This window comes from Pseudomonas massiliensis (assembly GCF_000826105.1).
Lineage (GTDB): Bacteria > Pseudomonadota > Gammaproteobacteria > Pseudomonadales > Pseudomonadaceae > Aquipseudomonas > Aquipseudomonas massiliensis.
This window is the reverse complement of sequence record NZ_CCYK01000007.1, coordinates 1,951,275-1,969,264: the sequence shown is the minus strand read 5'-3', so window position 1 is coordinate 1,969,264 and position 17,990 is coordinate 1,951,275. Positions and strand designations below refer to the sequence as shown.

Sequence of the window (17,990 nt, the reverse complement as noted above, 5' to 3'; positions counted from 1 at the left end):
GGGCCGTGATGGCTCGCGTCAGGCCGCCGCCTCTGATCGGAGGCTAGCCATGTCAATCACGAAACGGTATTTGACGTCGCTCTTGAGCATGCGCTCGAATGCCTGGTTGATGTCCTGGATGGCAATGGTTTCTATGTCTGCCACCAGCTTGTGCCGGGCGCAGAAATCAAGCATTTCCTGGGTTTCCTTGATGCCGCCAATCAATGAGCCAGCCAGGCTGCGCCGCTTGAAGATCAGATTGAAGACCGTCGGAGCCGGGTGGGGATGTTCGGGCGCGCCCACCAGGGTCATGGTGCCGTCGCGCTTGAGCAGATTGAGGAAGGGGTCCAGGTCATGCTGCGCCGCCACGGTGTTGAGGATAAAGTCCAGGCTGTTGGCATGGGCTTGCATCTCTTGCGGGTTGCGCGAGACCACCACCTCCTTCGCACCCAGGCGCAGCCCATCGTCGCGCTTGCCAGGCGAAGTGGTGAACAGCACTACATGGGCGCCCATGGCTGCGGCGATCTTTACGCCCATGTGTCCTAGCCCCCCGAGGCCCACTATGCCCACCTTCTTGCCTGGGCCCACCTTCCAGTGGCTCAGCGGTGAGTAGGTAGTGATCCCGGCGCAAAGCAGCGGCGCCACGGCGGCCAGCTCGGCTTGAGGATGACTGATCTTCAACACGAAGGCTTCCTTGACCACTATCCGCTCGGAATAACCACCGTAGGTGTTCTCGCCGCCGAACACCGGACCGTTGTAAGTACCGGTAAAGCCGTTCTCGCAATATTGTTCATCGCCTTCGGCGCAGGCGCTGCAGCACTGGCAGCTGTCCACCATGCAACCTACGCCAGCCAGGTCGCCCACCTTGAAACGGGTTACGGCAGTGCCGACTGCGCTGACCCGGCCCACGATCTCGTGACCCGGTACGGAGGGGTACAAGGTGTTCTGCCACTCATTGCGGGCGGTGTGCAAGTCCGAATGGCAGACGCCGCAGTAGAGGATTTCGATCTGCACATCGTCAGCGCCAGGCTCCCGGCGCTCGATGGCGTAGGGCTTGAGCGAGTCGCTGGCATTCTGGGCTGCGTAGGTCAGGGTGCGGGACATGGGGTTCTCCAGAGGCATAGGTAAGCGAAAGCCTTGAGCATAGACCGCTGAAACCTTTCACGGGTCCACCGCACTTCATCAGTGCCTGCAAGCCCTGGCGCAAACATACGCATCGGCAGACAATCCGCAGGTGTCAGTATTATGCTGTCGCGTCAGCGACGCTTCGCTTGCTGCGCTAAGTGGCTGCTTCATAAGGCCGTCGCAACCGAAAGCTCATACTACCGTCTGTCGAATTACCCCAGTGGAGCGGCGAATCATCTTGGTTTGCGGTTGACGAAGGGAGTATGGGCGCACGAGCCCGCAACCCATGCAAGGACACCCATGATGCCGAATGCCCTGACCCAAGCCACTGTCGTAAATACTGTCGAATCCCGGGGAAAGGTCATGGTCGTGGAAGATGAGCCCATTATCCGGGAATTCGTCTGCGAGATTCTTCAGTCCGAGGGCTTTGAAACCGTCGACTACGCTACCGCCGACGATGCCTGGAAAGCCTTTGGCGAGGGGTTGAGCGTCAACCTTCTGATCACCGATATCCGTATGCCGGGGAGCATTGACGGTGCCGAGTTGACCCATCGGGTCCATGTCGAATGGCCAGCGCTGCCCATCATTGTCATGTCCGGCCATGAGACGCCAGAAACCGCGCGCCTGAGCGGCGACATCGCTTTTCTGCCCAAGCCCTGGACCATCGGCAAGCTTACGGACGAAGTGATGAAGGCCATTCCCGCTGCCGAGACCAATCTGGCGCGCTGAATTGCGATTGGCGTATAGCTGCCGGTCATTGGCCGCCGCGCCCTCATGAAGGGCGCTAGCCTGAGGACATCACCTCAAGGAGAGCGCTCCATGCACATTGGCTATCTGCTATTCCCCGGCGTGCAACCGCTGGACCTCGTCGGGCCATTCGATGTATTCGCGCAGTTTAGCGAAGTGTCTCAATCCCTGATCTGGCGAGACATGGAGCCAATAGCCGCCAGCGGCGGGCTGTGCCTGATCCCAAGTCATACGTTCGAGGCATGCCCAGCCCTCGATGTGCTATGCATACCCGGTGGTAGCGGTGTCGAGCCGCTCATGGAAGACGCCGAGACCCTAGCTTTCATCCGTCGGCAAGCCCAGAGCGCGCGTTACCTCACCTCCGTGTGTACGGGCGCGCTCCTGCTTGGCGCGGCGGGCCTGTTGCGCGGCAAGCAGGCGACTACCCACTGGGCTTATCATCATTTGCTCGAAGCCTTCGGGGCGATACCTGTGCATGAGCGAGTAGTGCTGGACGACAGACTGGTCACGGGGGGCGGGGTCACCGCCGGTATCGACTTCGCGCTGGTCCTGGCTGCCCAAGCCTTTGGCGTTGAACGGGCGCAGCGGGCTCAACTGGCTCTTGAGTACGAGCCAGCCCCGCCTTTCAGCGGTCATCCCGATACCGCGATCGAAGCGGTATCGCGCGCACAACGTGAAGCCGTTTCGCCTTCCGTCAGTCGCCGCGCCGCAGTGGTGGCTCGGGCCGCCGCCCGTCTCGCTTCCAACGTCCCGGGTTAAACCCCTGGCTCAGCGGCAGGTCCATTGGATAAGCCGGAGGACCTGCATTCATGAAGATCGCAACATTCAACATCAACGGTATTCGGGCACGTCACGACGCGCTGCTCACCTGGCTGGCCAACGAAGCTCCCGATATCGTCTGCCTGCAGGAACTCAAGGCGGCGGATACCGCGTTTCCGCGCCAGGCCCTCGAAGAAGCGGGCTATTTCTCGTTGTGGCATGGCCAGGCCAGCTGGAATGGCGTGGCCATCCTTTCCAAGGGTAGCGAGCCTCTGGAAATCCGCCGCGGCTTGCCGGGCTTCGAAGACGACACCCACAGTCGTTACCTGGAGGCCGCGGTCCAGGGTGTGGTCGTGGGCTGCCTTTACCTGCCCAATGGAAACCCGCAACCCGGCCCCAAGTTCGACTACAAGCTGCGCTGGTTCGAGCATTTCATCGAGCACGCCCAGGCGCTGCGCGATAGCGGCCACCCGGTGATCCTGGCCGGGGACTTCAACGTAGTGCCGACGGATTTCGACATCTACAATCCCAAATCCTGGCGCAAGGATGCCTTGCTGCAGCCGGAAAGCCGTGCCTGTTACCAGCGGTTGCTAGACCAAAGCTGGACCGATGCGCTTCGTAGCTATTTCCCGGAACAGCAGGTTTTCACCTTCTGGGACTATTTCCGCCAGCACTGGGAGCATGACAAAGGGTTGCGCATCGACCATCTCCTGTTGAGCCAGGACTTGGCCCCGCGCCTGGAAGAAGCGGGCGTTGACCGCTGGGTGCGCGACCAGCCCCATGCCAGCGACCATGCGCCGACCTGGGTGCGTTTGCGGCAAGGCTGAGCCATCGCTGCTGTATGGCACCTTGAGGCCGGTCCGCAGTCCACTGACCAGGTACATGCCGGATGGCATTGGGTTCAATACAAGACGAGCAGGAGCAGGCCGATGACCCACGATCCTTCAGAGATGGGACTGCACACCCGACTTTACCGCCATCGCGTCAGTTATCTGTATAACGAGCAACCGCGGCAACAGGAACTCGAATACGAAGGCGAGCGCTTGCCGCCCGAAGTCGCCGCCTTGCGGCTGTTGGAGATTCATTACGGCGACACGGAAAACAGTCTGCTCATGCCCAGCGCCGATGCCTCGCCTCAGGAGGTGATGGATCAGGCCCAGCTCATGGGCATCACGACCCTTGAAATACAAAGCCACGGGAGGCTGATCACAGATGTCCATCACTGAGAACGACGAGAACCCTACGCCCGAATGGCCGATCAACGCCCCTAGCGATCCGCTGGACCTGAACGAGAGCGGCTTCGACCCGGCCCTTGACCCTTCCGACGATGCTGCCGACGATAGCGAGCTTGACCCGGAACTCAGCCAGCCACGGCCCTAGGCGAGCACGGCTACCCCTTTGATCTGGGCCCAGACCGCCATGCCCGGTCGTAGCCCCAGGTGAGCGACCGAGTAACGGGTAAGGCGGGCCAGCACAGTGGTGCCCTGGCAGTCCAGGCTGACCAGCACATCGGCACCTCCCGGAGTAGGGCTCAACTCGCCTACCACGGCCGGCAAGCGGTTGAGCACGCTGCTCTGGCTATGGGCGTCGAGGCTCAGGCTGACGTCCCGGGCCAAGACACGCACACGCAACCGGCTGCCCAGGGGCCGTTCGCCGTGAGGCACACGCAAGAGGCTGCCCGCGACGCCAAGGCTTAACTGCAGCAGCTGCCATTGGGGCTGGAACCCGGTGACCTTGCCTTCGATGACCACGCCTGCGTCCAGACCTCGTGCCAGCGGCAGGTCCAGCCGCGTCAGCAGGCTGTTCAAAGGGCCTTCAGCCTGCACGCGACCGCCGTCGATGAGCACGAGATGATCGGCCAGGCGGCTGATCTCCTCGGCGGCATGGGTAACGTAAAGCACCGGAATAGCCAGGGTTTCCCGCAACCGCTCCAGGTAAGGAAGTATGTCAGCCTTGCGTTCGCCATCCAGGGCCGCCAGGGGCTCATCCATCAGCAACAGGCGCGGTCGGCGCAGCAGGGCGCGGGCAATGCCGACCCGCTGGCGTTCGCCACCGGAAAGCCCTTGCGGCATGCGGGCGAGCAGGTGCCCGATGCCCAGGGTCTGGCAGAGAGGCGCCCAATCAGGCTCGCGCTGTGCGACAGACAGCCGGCGCCAGCCGTACGCCAGATTGGCGCGAACGTCCAGGTGTGCGAACAGGTTGGCTTCCTGGAAGACGTAGCCCAGCGCGCGTCTGTGAGTCGCCACGCGGCGCTTCTGTTCAGTGTCCTCCCAGGTGTGCCCATCCACGCGTAGCCAGCCATGCTCGGCGCGCTCCAGCCCAGCCACCCAGCGTAGCAGGCTGGTCTTGCCAGACCCTGAGGGGCCGCTGATGGCGGTGATACCCTGGCCAGGCAAACGCAGGCTGGCTTGCAGGCTGAACAGCCCACGGCTCAAGGTCACCTCCAGTTCAAGCGGTTCGCTCATTCCAGGGCCCCGCGGCCAGGGCCGTGACGCCGGTAGAGCAATAGCAGGGCAACAAATGAGAAGGCCACCATCACGGCCGCCAGACCATGGGCTCGCGCATAGTCCATGGCTTCGACATGATCGAACAGTTGCACCGAGACGACCCGGGTGCGATCTGGAATGTTTCCGCCGATCATCAGGACCACCCCGAACTCACCCACCGTATGGGCAAACCCCAGCACAGCGGCGGTGATCACTCCGGGGCGGGCCAAGGGCAGGGCGACGGGGAAGAAACGGTCCAGGGGGGGGCTCTTATAAACATCTCCGGGCCCACGAGACGGACTCCTATCTCGTATGCCGGCCGATCATCAGGACCACCCCGAACTCACCCACCGTATGGGCAAACCCCAGCACAGCGGCGGTGATCACTCCGGGGCGGGCCAAGGGCAGGGCGACGGTGAAGAAACGGTCCAGGGGCGAGGCGCCCAGGGTTGCCGCGGCTTCGAGGGGACGGCTGCCAATGGCCTGAAAGGCGTTCTGCAGCGGCTGCACCACGAACGGTAGCGAGTAGAGGGCCGAGCCTGCTACCAGGCCCGCGAAGGAAAACACCAGGCTGCCGACGCCGAGTGCTTCGGTCAGCCGGCCTACCGGGCCATCGGGGCCCATGAGCAGGAGCAGGTAGAAACCGATGACCGTGGGCGGCAGCACCAGAGGGAGAGCTACCACAGCATTGACGACCCCACGCCAGCGGCACTGGCTATGGGCCAGCCACCAGGCCAGGGGCGCGCCCAGCAGCAGCAGTAGGCATGTGGTCACGCTGGCCAGTTTGAGCGTCAGCCAGATGGCCTCATAGTCACTGGGGCCGAGCATCGAGGGCGTAGCCATATGAACGGATGATGGCGGCCGCCTTCGGACCGCGCAGGTAGTTCATGAACGCCTCGACTGCAGCCTGGCCTGCACCTGGATCGAGCACCACGGCATCCTGGCGGATAGGGGAGTACAGGGAATCCGGCACGATCCAGGCTGAGCCGCCGGTCAGCTTGCCGTCCCGGGACACCTGGCTGAGCGCGACGAAGCCCAGTTCCGCATTCCCGGTTTGCACGAACTGAAAGGCCTGGGTGATGTTCTGCCCTTCCACACGCTTGGACGCCGTCGCCCCGGTGAGACCCATATGCTCCAGCACCTCAGTGGCTGCCAGGCCGTACGGCGCGGTCTTGGGGTTGGCCAAGGCCAGGTGATGATAGTTTCCTTGCGTGAGTACCTTGCCTTGGGCGTCGACATAGCCCGGTTGCGCGGACCATAGCGCCAGTTTGCCGATTGCATAGGTAAAGCGCGAATGTTCGACGACCTTGCCATCGCTTTCCAGCCGGGCAGGGGTACTGTCGTCCGCCGAGAGGAACACCTGGTAAGGCGCGCCGTTGTTGATCTGGGCGTACAGCTGGCCGGTCGCGCCAGGGGAGGCGATGACATGGTGTCCGGTGTCTTGCTCGAAGGCGGTGGCAATAGCCTGCAGCGGCGCGGTGAAGTTGGCGGCCACAGCGACCTGTACGTTGTCGGCACGGGCCTGCCCGGCCATCAGGCCGACAAGGGTAATCAGCGGCATGCAGAAGAGGGAGACGCGGAGCATGAGGGTTCTCGAACAATGGCGTTATGCACTCGACTATATAGCGTGGCAGCGGTCGGTGCCATGGTTTCGCTTCCAGGTCACGGGCTCTGCCCGCCGCATTAGTGCCAATGTTACGCTCGGGCCTGTCATTTCCCACCAAGAGCCATCCCCCATGAAGTGGTTAGCCGCCCTGACACTGTCATTGTTCACTGCCCTGGCGCAGGCACAGCCCGTACTCCAGACGGACCTGTCCCTGAGCTACCTGGCCCAGGCCGGTGCCGAGCCGAAAGCACGCCCGATGGTGATCTTCCTGCATGGTTACGGCGCCAACGAAGAAGACCTGTTCGAATTGCGCGAGCGGCTCTTTCCCGATTTCACCTACCTTTCAGTGCGCGCGCCCATGCCGTTGGGCGAGGGCGCCTATCAGTGGTTCAGCAAGACCCAAGGCCAGGGCCCATACGAGGGTGTGCAGGAAGACATCGATCGCAGCCTCGAGCGCCTGCGCGCTTTCATCCAGCAAGCCTCCAGCAAATACAATGTGCCACCCCAGCGCATCTATCTTGTGGGCTTTAGCCAAGGGGCCATGATGAGCTATGAGATCGCCTTGCAGGCGCCAGCGTCGGTAGGCGGTATCGCCATCTTGAGCGGCAAGCTGCCTGCCGGCCTGATCGAACAAGTGCAAGCACGAGCGGATCAGGCAGACCTTTTGGCGAAGCTGCCAGTATTCATCGGCCATGGCACGGCCGATCCTGTCCTGGCTTACCAGGAAGCGACACAGGCCCGGCAAGCCCTTATCGAGCTGGGCATCAAGCCGGAGTTCCATGCCTATCCTGGAATGACCCATGGGGTAAGCAAGGCCGAAGTCGATGACCTGGCCAGGTGGATGATGGGCGTCAGCGGCGTGGCTGGCACCCGCTGACGGTGAAACACCGCGCCGTCTTGACGGCGCGGCTGGCCTCAGGCCGTGGTGGTATGATGCTCGGTGTCGCTCGTTCCCAGGATAACGACCTCGACGGCAGTGCTACTGGTGTCGGTGGCAGCGGTATCGGTCGTGGTGGTGCTGGCCGGCGTCGTGCTGGCGAAGACGAAGTTGGCGGCGGTCAGGTCGGTACTGTGATCGCCGGACAACGCCACTTCGAACCGATTGCCAGTGGCATCGGCGTCCAGGTCCTTGATATAGGTGCGATTGGTAGTCGCGTTGTAGACGATCGACAAGGTGTCGTCATGGCCATCGCCCAGTCCGGTGAAGCCGAGCGCGGACAGGTCGATCTTGTCTTCGCTGGCGTCGAAATCAAGGATAAGGTCGTCAGCACTGCTGCTGGCGGTGCGGTAGCTATCGGTCAGGTTGTCGAAGCGGAAGGTATCGGCCCCCGCGCCTCCGGTCAGCTTGTCCAGGCCGGCACCGCCGATGAGTAGATCATCGCCGGCGGTGCCGGTGAGCACGTCATTGCCGTCGGTGCCCTGCACGGTGGTACCGACAGCCGCCGTGGCGAACACGAAGTTGCTGGCGGTCAAATCGCTCAGATGATTGCCCGAGATGGACACTTCGAAGCGATTGCCATCGGCATCGGCTTCACGACTCTTGATGTAGGTGCGGGTGCCCGCGCTGTTGAGCACGATTTCCACGGTATCGGCATAGCCATCGCCCAGGCCGGTGATCCCGAGCGCCGACAGATCGATCGTGTCGGTGGTCACGTCGAAGTCGAGAATCTCGTCGCCCTGGTTCGTGCCATCGGTGTTGTAGTTGCGGTAGCTGTCGCTTGTGGCGGTGTAGCCGAAGGTGTCTGCCCCATCGCCACCGCTCAGGTCGTCCGCGCCGCCACCGCCGTAGATGACGTCAGCCCCCGCGCCCGCGCTGATGGTGTCCGCGCCGCCAAGGCCGTACAGGGTTTCGTTCTGACCGGTGCCGGTCAGGGTGTCGGCGCTGTCGGTGCCGCTGATGACATACTCGAACACGAAGTTGTCGGCAGTGAGGCTGCCTACCAGATTACCCGACAACGCCAGCTCGAAGCGATTGCCGCTGGCGTCGGCCTCCAGGCTCTTGATGTAGGTGCGGTCGGTGCTGGCGTTGTAGGCGATGGTCAGGGTGCCATTGGTCCCGTCGCCCAGGCCAGTGAAGCCCAGCGCGGCCAGGTCCAGCTTGTCTTCATTGACGTTGAAGTCGCTGATCAGGTCGGCGTACGAGGTGGTGCTGCTGCGGTAGCTGTCGGTCAGGCTGTCGAAGCGGAAGGTATCCGCGCCGTCGCCGCCGCTGAGCTTGTCGCTGCCGTCGCCACCAACGATCACATCATCGCCGGTGCCGCCACCGAGGGTGTCTTTGCCCGCCCCGCCGAGCAGCAGGTCGGCTACCGCGGTGCCGGTGAGCACATCGTTGCCGGCGGTGCCGTCGATCTCGTGCAGGGGTACCTGGGCGCTGACGTAGCTGCCATCGCCATACAGCAAGGTGCTGCCCTTGGTGGTGCCGGTGATGGTATTGCCTACCACGGCATTGTTGTCGGTGCCATCCTCGTTGCGCTCGGCCACGCCATAGGTGGAGTTGCTGCCACCGGTGATGGTGTTGCTCTCGATCACGTTGTTACTGCCCGCGTAGAAGTCGCCCGACACACCGTTGGTGTCGTCATAGGACTGGACGATGATTTCCGGGACGGCGGCGTTCTGTCCGTTGGCGGTCAGCGTGTTGTCCACCACGGTCACGTCGGAAGAGCCATAGAGGCGGATACCGGCGCTACCGTTGTTATAGATATCCACGCCGCTGACGGTGACGTCCGTGGACATCTTGATCAGGATGCCCTCGGCGCCGTTATCGTAGACCGAGCCCCCGGTAATGGTGATGTCAGTGGGCGAGGGGATGTCCTCGCTACCGCGCTGTACGGCGATCCCCGCACTGCCATTGCCGTAGGCTAGGTTATCGACCAGGCTGAAGCTGTTGGTGCTGGTGACAATGTTGAAGCCGTGGCGGTCGTTATCATAGGCCACGTTGTTGATGAAGGTGCTATCGATGAGGTAATCGGCTACGAAACCGTCCAGGCCATTGCCATGGGATACACAATTCTGGATGACCATGTTGACGGTCTGCTCGTGGGGATCGAAGCCGTAGCCCGAGCAGTTCAGGATTTCCACCCCATCCAGGGTCACATTGGAGTCCTGGCCGTCTTCTCCTGGGATGTAACCGTTGAACCAGCCATCCACCTTGCCAGTGGTGTTGGCACGGTTGCCGTCGATGGTCAGGTTGCTCAGGCCGAAGTCATGGGTTTCTTCGCCGTAGGCCGAACGCACGATGCCTGTAATGTCCTGGTCGGAACCGTCGGCCAGTTTGAGCGTGGTCTCGCCCATGCCGTCGCCGTACATATAGACGTTGCTTTGCAGCATCAGGCAACCGTCGGAGGGTTCCTCGCCCCCTGATACGATGTAAGTACCGCTGGGAATGTAGACCTGTCCGCCACCGGCGGCGGCCGCGGCATCGATAGCTGCCTGGATGGCGGCGGTATCGTCGGTGACGCCGTCACCCACGGCACCGTAGTCTTTCACATTGAAGGTCATCGTTTGCGCTCTCGTCCATGGGTGACCTGCAGCGCCGAGAGGGCGGCTGTCAATCCCGAATGTCAAAATATCGTCGTTTAGACGCTCAGCCGAATAGTGGCCTCGTGCCCAGACGCTGAGACCAAGCGCAACGGTGGAAGTTTTCCCAGCGGCCAGCCAGTACCGAAATATTCCTGTCGAAAACCATCCGGCCGGCTGTATCCCCCGTGATACAAGGGCTGAGCCAAGATTGCCTGCTCAAGATTTCATCTTGGAGTGCTGCTAGATTCCATTACCCGTGGCCATGGAATCTGATAGGGTGGCAGTCAATCGACTGGCTATAGACTCATGCTTTTGCTGGATGCAAAGGTAAACGGTTGATTTTAAAGATTCAGCAGCGTTTAGAAAGGATGGCAAGCGATGCGAATGACCAGGCGCAGGCTTCTGGCGGGAGCGGCACTCGGCGGACTAATGGCGCCGGCGGGTTATGAAGGGGCCCGACGCTTCAAGAAGTGGTGGGCCGAAGGCGGCACGCCGAGCGAAGCCCAGGTGGAACTGGCGGACCTGCCAACGCAACGCTTGGCCGACTTGCTACGCGGCGTATGGACGGTGCAAACGCCTGCATTGCCGCAATTTGATGGTGCGACTCTTCTCCTCGATGCAGGCGAGCGAGGCCGCGGACTGCGAGGATACCTCGATACCTACCAGCGCCTGGCCAACGAGGCCGCGCCTCGGTTCCAGGTGATGGGCGACCTGGTCGGAGCCAACGCCGGGCTGATACGCTGGCGGTTGCTTGAGAATACTCCCTTGCCCGGCGCGCCGGGCTACTGCCTGAACGTGTCCCTTAGCGATCTGTGGGGCGGCGTGGGAGTCGCCGATAATGATGTGCTCAGCGGACATGTCACGGAGCTGCGCGCCGAAGGTGGCAGGGTTTCCCATGCTTTCAGCGCCCATAAACTGCCTTTTCCCGAGGCGCGTGAACGCATTCCCCTGACCGCTGCCTTCCTGAACTGGCTGGTGACCCCCCAGCACCGGTTGACCCATCAGCTCTGGCATACGGTCAGGGACAAGTGGCATCTGATTGGCAATGACCGTCGCCAGGCATTGCGCAACCTGGGCTGGCAACCCGGCCCGCGCGGTCAGGAGCGGGATTCCCGAGGTCGGCACAAGGATCGCAACGGCTCGGGCATCGACTTTCTCTACATGCACCGCTATATGCTCGGCGTGGCGGCCAAGCTGGGCGCCCCGCAAGCATGGCGCCTGTTCCCCCAGCCGCGACCTGCCGTGGAAACCGACCGCGTGGCTTTCCTTCGCTACTTCGAGAACGCTGATGGACGCTCCGTGCCGCCTACCTGGCTGGCGCCGGGCGACGAAGCCTATAGCCAGGGGATGGCAGCCATCAAAAGCCGGGATACTTACGACGGCAATTTCCAGGTCTGGGAATCGCGTTATCGAGACCCCGAATACCTGGCGCGCATGACCTTGGGCCAGTTTGGCTCGGAATTGGAGCTGAGCCTGCACGATTGGCTGCACATGTGCTGGGCCAGTGTGGCCCGCGGCCCCGAAGACCGGCGCCCCATGCCCATGGCCCGCCAGCCCACCGATTTTTCTCAGGCCTGGTTCGATCCGGGCAATGATTTCCTGGGCGACCCCTTCTCTTCACACGTGCACCCGCTGTTCTGGGGCTTCCATGGCTGGATCGACGCTCGCATCGACGACTGGTACGCCGCTCAGCAGCTGTTCCATCCAGGCCAGGTGACTCGAGCGCGCATCGGTGGCGTGGCCTGGTTTGCCATCGGCCCCTGGGTAGAGCAGGCAGACCCCTGGATGGGACCGGTAAGCCACGCTTGCGCCAGCGGTCCTGGAATCTGGATGGGGCCTGCGGTGGAGAGCGATCTGGACGTGATGAAACTGGCCCTGCGGATCGCCCTCGAGCCCCGCAATGGGTTGGGCGATGCGTTGGGGGACAGTCAACAAAGGCCTTGGTACGCCCGTAGTCTACCGGGCGAGGATCAGCAACGGCTATGAACGGAGTATAGGGCTGTGCGTCATGGATGGGCCCTGCTATAGCCAATGTCTTACACGCCAACGCAGCGTTTGGCTCTGGCTCAACCGTGAGGTAGCGGGTATTCTGGATCCATCAACTGAAGCAAGGGATCGCTTCAGGGATCAAGGAAGATCGGCCATGGCCTGGACGGCTACCGGCAGGAGGCTGGAATGGCATGAAAAAACCCGCTTCGGCGGGTTTTTGTCTTTCTGCTCAGGCTGTTGTCAAGCGACCAAGGGTGCTTGAGGTTGTACATTTAACCAGCTACTGTACAGAAAAACAGTGCCTGGATATTTCATGCAGCTGATCGACAAGCTAAGCATTCTCGCCGATGCCGCCAAATATGACGCTTCCTGCGCCAGCAGCGGCGCGCCCAAGCGCAGCTCTGAAGGCAAGGGCGGCCTGGGCTCCACCAACGGCATGGGCATCTGCCACAGCTACACGCCCGATGGGCGTTGTGTGTCCTTGCTCAAAGTGCTGTTGACCAATTTCTGCCTGTACGACTGCCAATACTGTGTGAATCGTCGCAGTAGCAACGTGCCGCGGGCGCGCTTCGCTCCCGAGGAGGTGGTCAAGCTTACCCTCGATTTCTATCGGCGCAACTATATCAGCGGTCTGTTCCTCAGTTCGGGCATTATCCGTTCCGCGGATTACACCATGGAGCAGTTGGTGCAGGTGGCCCGCTCGCTACGGGAAGAGCATGAGTTCCGCGGCTATATCCATCTGAAGACCATTCCCGATGCGGACCCGGCGCTTATCGAGCAGGCCGGGCGCTATGCCGACCGGCTCAGCGTAAACGTAGAGTTGCCCACTGGCGAAAGCTTGCGCACCCTGGCGCCGGAGAAGCAACTCAAGACCATTCACCAAGCCATGGGGACCATTCATCAAGGGCAGCAGGCGGTGGCTGGCGAGGTCAGGGCACCTGCCTTTACCCCTGCCGGGCAAAGTACCCAGATGATCATCGGTGCCGATGCCACCGACGACAGCACCATCCTGCGCAGCGCCGAAGCACTCTATGGGAATTTTGGCCTGCGCCGGGTCTACTACTCAGCCTTTAGCCCGATTCCGGACAGCCCCAACAGCGTTCCGCTGGCGCCGCCCCCCTTGATGCGGGAGCATCGGCTGTATCAGGCCGACTTCCTCCTGCGCGGCTATGGCTATCGGGCCAACGAACTCCTGGGTGGCGCTGGCAACCTGGCCCTTGACATCGACCCCAAGCTGGCGTGGGCGCTGGAGCATCGTGAGCATTTCCCACTGGATCTGAACCGGGCCGAGCCGGCAATGATCGCGCGAGTGCCGGGCATCGGCATCCGCACTACTAAACGGTTGGTCGAATTGCGTCGGCAACGACGAATCCGCTACGCGGATTTGGCCCGCCTGCGCTGCGTGTTGAGCAAGGCCAAGCCCTTCGTGGTCACCGCCGATTACCATCCGCCCCAGGCTGAGCGCAGTAGCCAGGCCCTGCGCCAGGCCATGGTGGAACGCCCCCAACCTCAGCAGTTGGGGTTGTGGGGATGATCTGCCTGGAGTGCGATGGCCTGTTCGGGCGTTGGCGCGAGCAGGCGCGCTGGTTGCTCAGCCACGGCGTCGACCCGAGCCAGGTCAGTTGGAATGGTGAGCGGGAAGCCGATCTGTTCAGCGCGCCTCATGGCCTGCCGACTGAGCTGGGGCCGTTGCGCTCGCGCATTCCGGTGGCGCTGCCCCAGCTGCTGCAAGCCGCGAGTCAGTACCGGGGCGACCAGCGCTGGAGCCTGCTCTATGAAGTACTCTGGCGGGTCAGCCACGGCGATCGCACCGCCATGCTGGCCGGAGACGCCCTTGGTAGCGAATTGCACAGGCGCGTCAAGCAGGTCAGCCGGGAAGCGCACCACCTGCATGCCTTCCTGCGCTTCGTCGAGTGTCCTGTGACGGACACGGGCCCCCAGTTCGTGGCCTGGCATGAGCCGGCTCATGACATCCTGGAGGATGCCGCCCAACATTTCATCGGACGGATGGGCCGCCAGCGCTGGATGATCGCCACGCCCGATGATGGCGTTTTCTACGATGGCTCGACACTGCACCATGAGCGTAAGTGCCCGCCTCAGTGGCAAGCCATGGCCAAGGGTCAGGGTGACGGCAGCGAAGCACTGTGGCGCGCCTACTACACCCACACGTTCAACCCGGCGCGAGTCAACCCGGGGATCATGCAAGGCCATATGCCGACTCGTTTCTGGAAGGGGCTGCCCGAGGGAGATCTCATTCCCCGCCTGGTGCTGCAAGCACGTCATGGCAAACAGCGGGACGGCCAGGCTGCCGCCGTGGCGGCGCTTCCCGGAAAGGCGATCCATGACCTGGGTATGGAAAATGGCAAGCCTCGTGCCCGGCTGAGGTCTGATCAGGCTTGAAAGCGGCAGGTGGCGGCGAGCGGCAACTGCCAAGCCACCGCAGAGGGCTGGCCTGGTGATCTACCTACCTGCGAACCCGACGGCGCAGCGGCGCTAAATCTTGCGGGGACCTGGCCGATAACCAGGTTACCTAGTTCTCCGCAGGCAGCTCCGGCATGTTCAAAAACCTTAAATTCAGCCACAAGATCCTCTTGGCCGCCTCGCTTGTCGTGGTCGCCGCCTTCAGTCTCTTTTCCTTGTACAACGACTACCTCCAGCGCCACTCCATCCAGGCTCAGGTGGAAAGCTACCTGCGAGAAACCGGAGAAAGTGCCTCGGATAACGTCAAGAACTGGCTGTCCGGTCGCATCCTGCTGGTCGAAAGCCTGGCAGAAGGGCTGGCATCAACCACGGACGATGCCTCGGCTAGCCAGTGGATGAAGCAGAAAACCCTGTTGACGAACTTCATGAGTGTCTATATCGGTCGGGCTGATGGCGGTTTCGTGATGCAGCCGCCGGATGACATGCCGGCCGGCTACGACGCCCGCACCCGCCCCTGGTACAAGGGGGCGCAGGAGGCTGGGAAAACCATGCTGACAGCGCCTTACACCGATGCGGTGACCCAGTCGCTGATCATTACCATCGCCACTCCGGTGAAAGGGCCCAACGGCCAGGTCGTCGGCGTCGCTGGGGGCGACCTGACCCTCGATACCTTGGTCAAGACCATCAACGGGTTGGATTTTCAGGGCAACGGCTACGCCTTTCTCGTGGATGGCGATGGCCAGATCCTGGTGCATCCGGACAAAACCCTGGTCAACAAGACCCTCAAAGATGCCTACCCAGCGGCCACGCCTCGCCTGAACGCTGACATCAGCGAAAGCGAGCGGGCAGGGCGTGCGGAAGTGCTCACCTTTGCCCGTGTGGAAGGCCTGCCGTCCGTCAATTGGTATATCGGTCTTGCCCTGGACAAAGAGAAAGCATTTGCAACGTTGAGTGAGTTCCGCACCTCGGCGGTGGTCGCCACCCTCGTAGCGGTGGTGGTGATCATCTTCTTGCTGGGCATGCTCATCACGGTACTGATGCGACCCCTTAACGTCATGGGCCGCGCCATGCAGGATATCGCCGCGGGCGAAGGCGACCTTACCCGTCGCCTCGACGTGCAGAACCAGGATGAATTCGGCCATCTGGGCAATGCTTTCAACCGGTTCGTTCAGCGTATCCACGACTCGATGCGGGAAGTGTCCTCGTCAACGGTGCAGCTCAACGAGGTGGCGCTGCGGGTAGTGAGCGCCTCCAACTCGTCCATGCTCAATTCCGACCAGCAGGCGCAGCGTACCAACAGCGTCGCGGCAGCGATCAATCAGCTTGGCGCCGCCGCCCAGGAAATCGCCCATAACGCCGCGCTTGCATCGGGCCATTCCAGCGACGCCAGTGACCTGGCGGGCAACGGGCAGGCTGTGGTGCAGCAGAGCATCGAGGCAATGAACCGGCTCGGAGCGAAGATCAGCGGCGCTTGTGACAAGATCGAGCAGTTGAACCTGAAGACAGCCAATATCGGGCAGATCCTCGAGGTCATCACGGGTATCTCGCAGCAAACCAACCTGCTGGCCCTCAATGCCGCGATCGAAGCGGCACGGGCCGGCGAGGCCGGGCGTGGCTTCGCGGTGGTGGCCGACGAAGTCCGCAACCTGGCCCATCGCACCCAGGAATCAGCCCAGCAGGTACAGGGCATGATCGAGGAACTGCAAGTGGGCGCCCGGGAAGCCGTGGCGATCATGAATGAAAGCCAGCGCGAGAGCGATCAGAGCGTGATCATCGCCAACCAGGCCGGCGAGCGCCTGGCCAGCGTAACCGCGCGGATCGGTGAGATCGACGGCATGAACCAGTCTGTCGCTACCGCCACTGAAGAGCAGACAGCCGTCGTGGATACCATCAACATGGACATCAGCGAGATCAACACTCTGAATCAGGAAGGCGTGGAAAACCTTCAGGCGACGCTGCGCGCCTGTACAGATTTGGAGCAGCAGGCCGCTCGCCTCAAGCAGTTGGTCGGCAGCTTCCGCATCTGATGGGTTCGCTCAAGGCCTCGCCCGCGGCATCGGTTGCCGGGGCAGGGCCGGCGGGTGGGTTCAAGGCCGGGCCAGGCCATCGCAGCGCGGGTGTCCCCCCTCGTCCAGGCAGCGCATCGGTTTTGCGGCCACTCGAGGCTTCTTCGCACGCGGTGGCGCCACGCCGGGCAGGTAATGCACGGTGTAGCGCACCTTGGTGCGATAGCTGGTCTGCAGGATCTTGGTCGCGCGCTGATTGATCACATGGGGTTCGGCGTCCTCGGGATTGAGGCTCACCCACTGGGCCTGCTCTACCTTGCGCGCCCAACGGGTTTCCCCCATGGCTACCGGGCAGGGCACGAAGCTGTAGCTGACGCGGCCCGTCGCTCCGATGCACTTGTAGGCTTCGGCCCAAGCCGAAGGCGCAAGGCTGCAGAGTGTCGCCAGCAGGAGAGGGGCGAGGCGCATAAGGACTACCGTGATGGCAAATAGACACGGCATTCTAGGTAGCCTTGGCCGCAGGTTCAACGTACCCCGACGGAACGCGCGCCCTTGTCGTTGGGTCCTTCATGTCATGACACTCGATCAAGACACTCATCGCTACCTGGGCTGCGCCGGCTGGAGCCTGCCGCGTGAGCAGTGGCCCCACTTTGCCGAGGATGGGACCCACCTGCAGCGCTACGCCAGTCGCTTCAACGCGGTTGAAATCAATAGCTCGTTCTATCGCCCGCACCGCCCGGCGACCTATGCCCGTTGGGCGGCAAGCGTGCCGGCGAGCTTCCGCTTCTGCGTCAAGATGCCGCGGCAGATCACTCATGATGCCCGCCTGGTCAATTGCGAGGCTGACATTCGCGCGTTTTTCGAACAGTGCTCGGCCTTGGGCGATCGCCTGGGCTGTATCCTGGTCCAGCTGCCGCCCTCCCTGGCCTACGAAGAGGCCACTGCCAGCCGCTTTTTCCAACAGGTGCGCCTGTTCCACGAAGGGCCGGTAGTGCTCGAGCCCCGTCACCGCTCCTGGCTGGCGGCCGGCCCGGTGCTGATGGCCGCGCATATCGGCTGGGTGCAGGCCGACCCGGCGCCCTTGGGCGAGGCACAGCCCTTGGGTTGGCCCGAGCTTCTCTATTGGAGGCTGCATGGCACGCCCAGGGTCTACTACTCGGCCTATGGCAGCGACGTCTTGGGCGCAATGAGCGCCCGCCTGCGCCAGGCCCAGGTACCGGCCTGGTGCATCTTCGACAATACGGCCGCCGGGGCGGCCGTGCCCAATGCGCTGGACGTGCTCAGCGGCCTCTAGGCCTGAGGGGTTCCCCCACCCCGCCCGGGCTGGCTGCGCGAGGTGAACAGTGTCAGGGC

General features: G+C 62.6%; 16 protein-coding genes and 3 pseudogenes. 12 read left to right on the top strand and 7 right to left on the bottom strand.

What is annotated here, in order from left to right; all coding sequences use genetic code 11:
• Positions 1-18: 18 nt before the first annotated feature.
• On the bottom strand, positions 19-1,083 hold the full coding sequence (locus BN1188_RS19710; RefSeq protein ID WP_040263332.1) for an NAD(P)-dependent alcohol dehydrogenase: 1,065 nt from the start codon (positions 1,081-1,083) through the stop codon (positions 19-21).
• Between the two features lie 321 nt (positions 1,084-1,404).
• On the opposite strand from BN1188_RS19710, the gene BN1188_RS19705 reads away from it, so the two are divergent.
• The 5 genes from BN1188_RS19705 to BN1188_RS21655 all read left to right on the top strand — a co-directional run bounded on the left by BN1188_RS19705 (position 1,405) and on the right by BN1188_RS21655 (position 3,990).
• Complete coding sequence (locus tag BN1188_RS19705) at positions 1,405-1,833, top strand: response regulator (protein WP_232430947.1); 429 nt, start codon at positions 1,405-1,407, stop codon at positions 1,831-1,833.
• Positions 1,834-1,923: 90 nt separating this feature from the next.
• On the top strand, positions 1,924-2,610 hold the full coding sequence (locus BN1188_RS19700) for a DJ-1/PfpI family protein (RefSeq protein WP_040263330.1): 687 nt from the start codon (positions 1,924-1,926) through the stop codon (positions 2,608-2,610).
• A gap of 50 nt (positions 2,611-2,660) precedes the next feature.
• Entirely contained in the window at positions 2,661-3,437 is a 777-nt protein-coding gene (gene xth, locus BN1188_RS19695; protein ID WP_040263328.1) for an exodeoxyribonuclease III, read from the top strand.
• A gap of 102 nt (positions 3,438-3,539) precedes the next feature.
• Positions 3,540-3,836: a hypothetical protein gene (locus BN1188_RS19690; RefSeq protein WP_052469398.1), complete on the top strand. Its 297-nt coding sequence runs from the start codon at positions 3,540-3,542 to the stop codon at positions 3,834-3,836.
• Complete coding sequence (locus BN1188_RS21655; RefSeq protein WP_157395827.1) at positions 3,823-3,990, top strand: hypothetical protein; 168 nt, start codon at positions 3,823-3,825, stop codon at positions 3,988-3,990. Before BN1188_RS19690 ends, BN1188_RS21655 begins: the two co-directional genes overlap by 14 nt.
• Here the strand turns inward: BN1188_RS21655 and modC are convergent.
• The 4 genes and pseudogenes from modC to modA form a co-directional block, all read right to left on the bottom strand.
• Entirely contained in the window at positions 3,987-5,075 is a 1,089-nt protein-coding gene (gene modC / locus BN1188_RS19685) for a molybdenum ABC transporter ATP-binding protein (RefSeq protein ID WP_040263326.1), read from the bottom strand. The genes BN1188_RS21655 and modC overlap by 4 nt on opposite strands.
• Positions 5,072-5,359 (bottom strand): annotated as a pseudogene (locus BN1188_RS19680) (molybdate ABC transporter permease subunit); the annotation flags it as partial. The gene modC and the pseudogene BN1188_RS19680, both read right to left, overlap by 4 nt.
• A gap of 55 nt (positions 5,360-5,414) precedes the next feature.
• Positions 5,415-5,939 (bottom strand): annotated as a pseudogene (gene modB, locus BN1188_RS19675) (molybdate ABC transporter permease subunit); the annotation flags it as partial.
• Positions 5,908-6,681 carry a molybdate ABC transporter substrate-binding protein gene (modA, locus tag BN1188_RS19670; protein WP_040263324.1) on the bottom strand — a complete coding sequence of 258 codons (774 nt, stop codon included), beginning with the start codon at positions 6,679-6,681 and terminating at the stop codon, positions 5,908-5,910. The gene modA and the pseudogene modB, both read right to left, overlap by 32 nt.
• Before the next feature lie 151 nt (positions 6,682-6,832).
• On the opposite strand from modA, the gene BN1188_RS19665 reads away from it, so the two are divergent.
• Complete coding sequence (locus BN1188_RS19665) at positions 6,833-7,579, top strand: alpha/beta hydrolase (RefSeq protein ID WP_040263322.1); 747 nt, start codon at positions 6,833-6,835, stop codon at positions 7,577-7,579.
• A gap of 38 nt (positions 7,580-7,617) precedes the next feature.
• On the opposite strand, the gene BN1188_RS22145 is transcribed toward BN1188_RS19665, so the two are convergent.
• Positions 7,618-10,200, bottom strand: coding sequence for a glycosyl hydrolase family 28-related protein (locus tag BN1188_RS22145; RefSeq protein WP_052469397.1), 2,583 nt, complete (start codon positions 10,198-10,200; stop codon positions 7,618-7,620).
• A gap of 399 nt (positions 10,201-10,599) precedes the next feature.
• On the opposite strand from BN1188_RS22145, the gene pvdP reads away from it, so the two are divergent.
• From pvdP to BN1188_RS22410, 5 genes and pseudogenes are all read left to right on the top strand, one after another.
• A complete protein-coding gene (gene pvdP, locus BN1188_RS19655; RefSeq protein WP_040263320.1) occupies positions 10,600-12,207 on the top strand; it encodes a pyoverdine maturation tyrosinase PvdP in 1,608 nt (535 codons plus the stop codon).
• A gap of 316 nt (positions 12,208-12,523) precedes the next feature.
• Entirely contained in the window at positions 12,524-13,744 is a 1,221-nt protein-coding gene (locus BN1188_RS19650) for a putative DNA modification/repair radical SAM protein (RefSeq protein ID WP_040263318.1), read from the top strand.
• Complete coding sequence (locus tag BN1188_RS19645) at positions 13,741-14,610, top strand: TIGR03915 family putative DNA repair protein (protein ID WP_040263316.1); 870 nt, start codon at positions 13,741-13,743, stop codon at positions 14,608-14,610. The genes BN1188_RS19650 and BN1188_RS19645 overlap by 4 nt, the downstream gene beginning before the upstream one ends.
• A gap of 155 nt (positions 14,611-14,765) precedes the next feature.
• Positions 14,766-15,803: pseudogene (locus tag BN1188_RS22415) on the top strand (HAMP domain-containing protein); the annotation flags it as partial.
• Positions 15,804-15,818: 15 nt separating this feature from the next.
• Positions 15,819-16,658: a methyl-accepting chemotaxis protein gene (locus BN1188_RS22410; protein ID WP_408633636.1), complete on the top strand. Its 840-nt coding sequence runs from the start codon at positions 15,819-15,821 to the stop codon at positions 16,656-16,658.
• A gap of 60 nt (positions 16,659-16,718) precedes the next feature.
• Here BN1188_RS22410 and BN1188_RS19635 read toward each other — a convergent pair whose 3' ends face one another.
• Entirely contained in the window at positions 16,719-17,105 is a 387-nt protein-coding gene (locus BN1188_RS19635; RefSeq protein ID WP_052469396.1) for a DUF4124 domain-containing protein, read from the bottom strand.
• 106 nt (positions 17,106-17,211) lie between these two features.
• Between BN1188_RS19635 and BN1188_RS19630 the strand changes: the two genes are divergently transcribed.
• On the top strand, positions 17,212-17,931 hold the full coding sequence (locus tag BN1188_RS19630) for a DUF72 domain-containing protein (protein WP_040263312.1): 720 nt from the start codon (positions 17,212-17,214) through the stop codon (positions 17,929-17,931).
• The last annotated feature ends 59 nt before the right edge of the window (positions 17,932-17,990 follow it).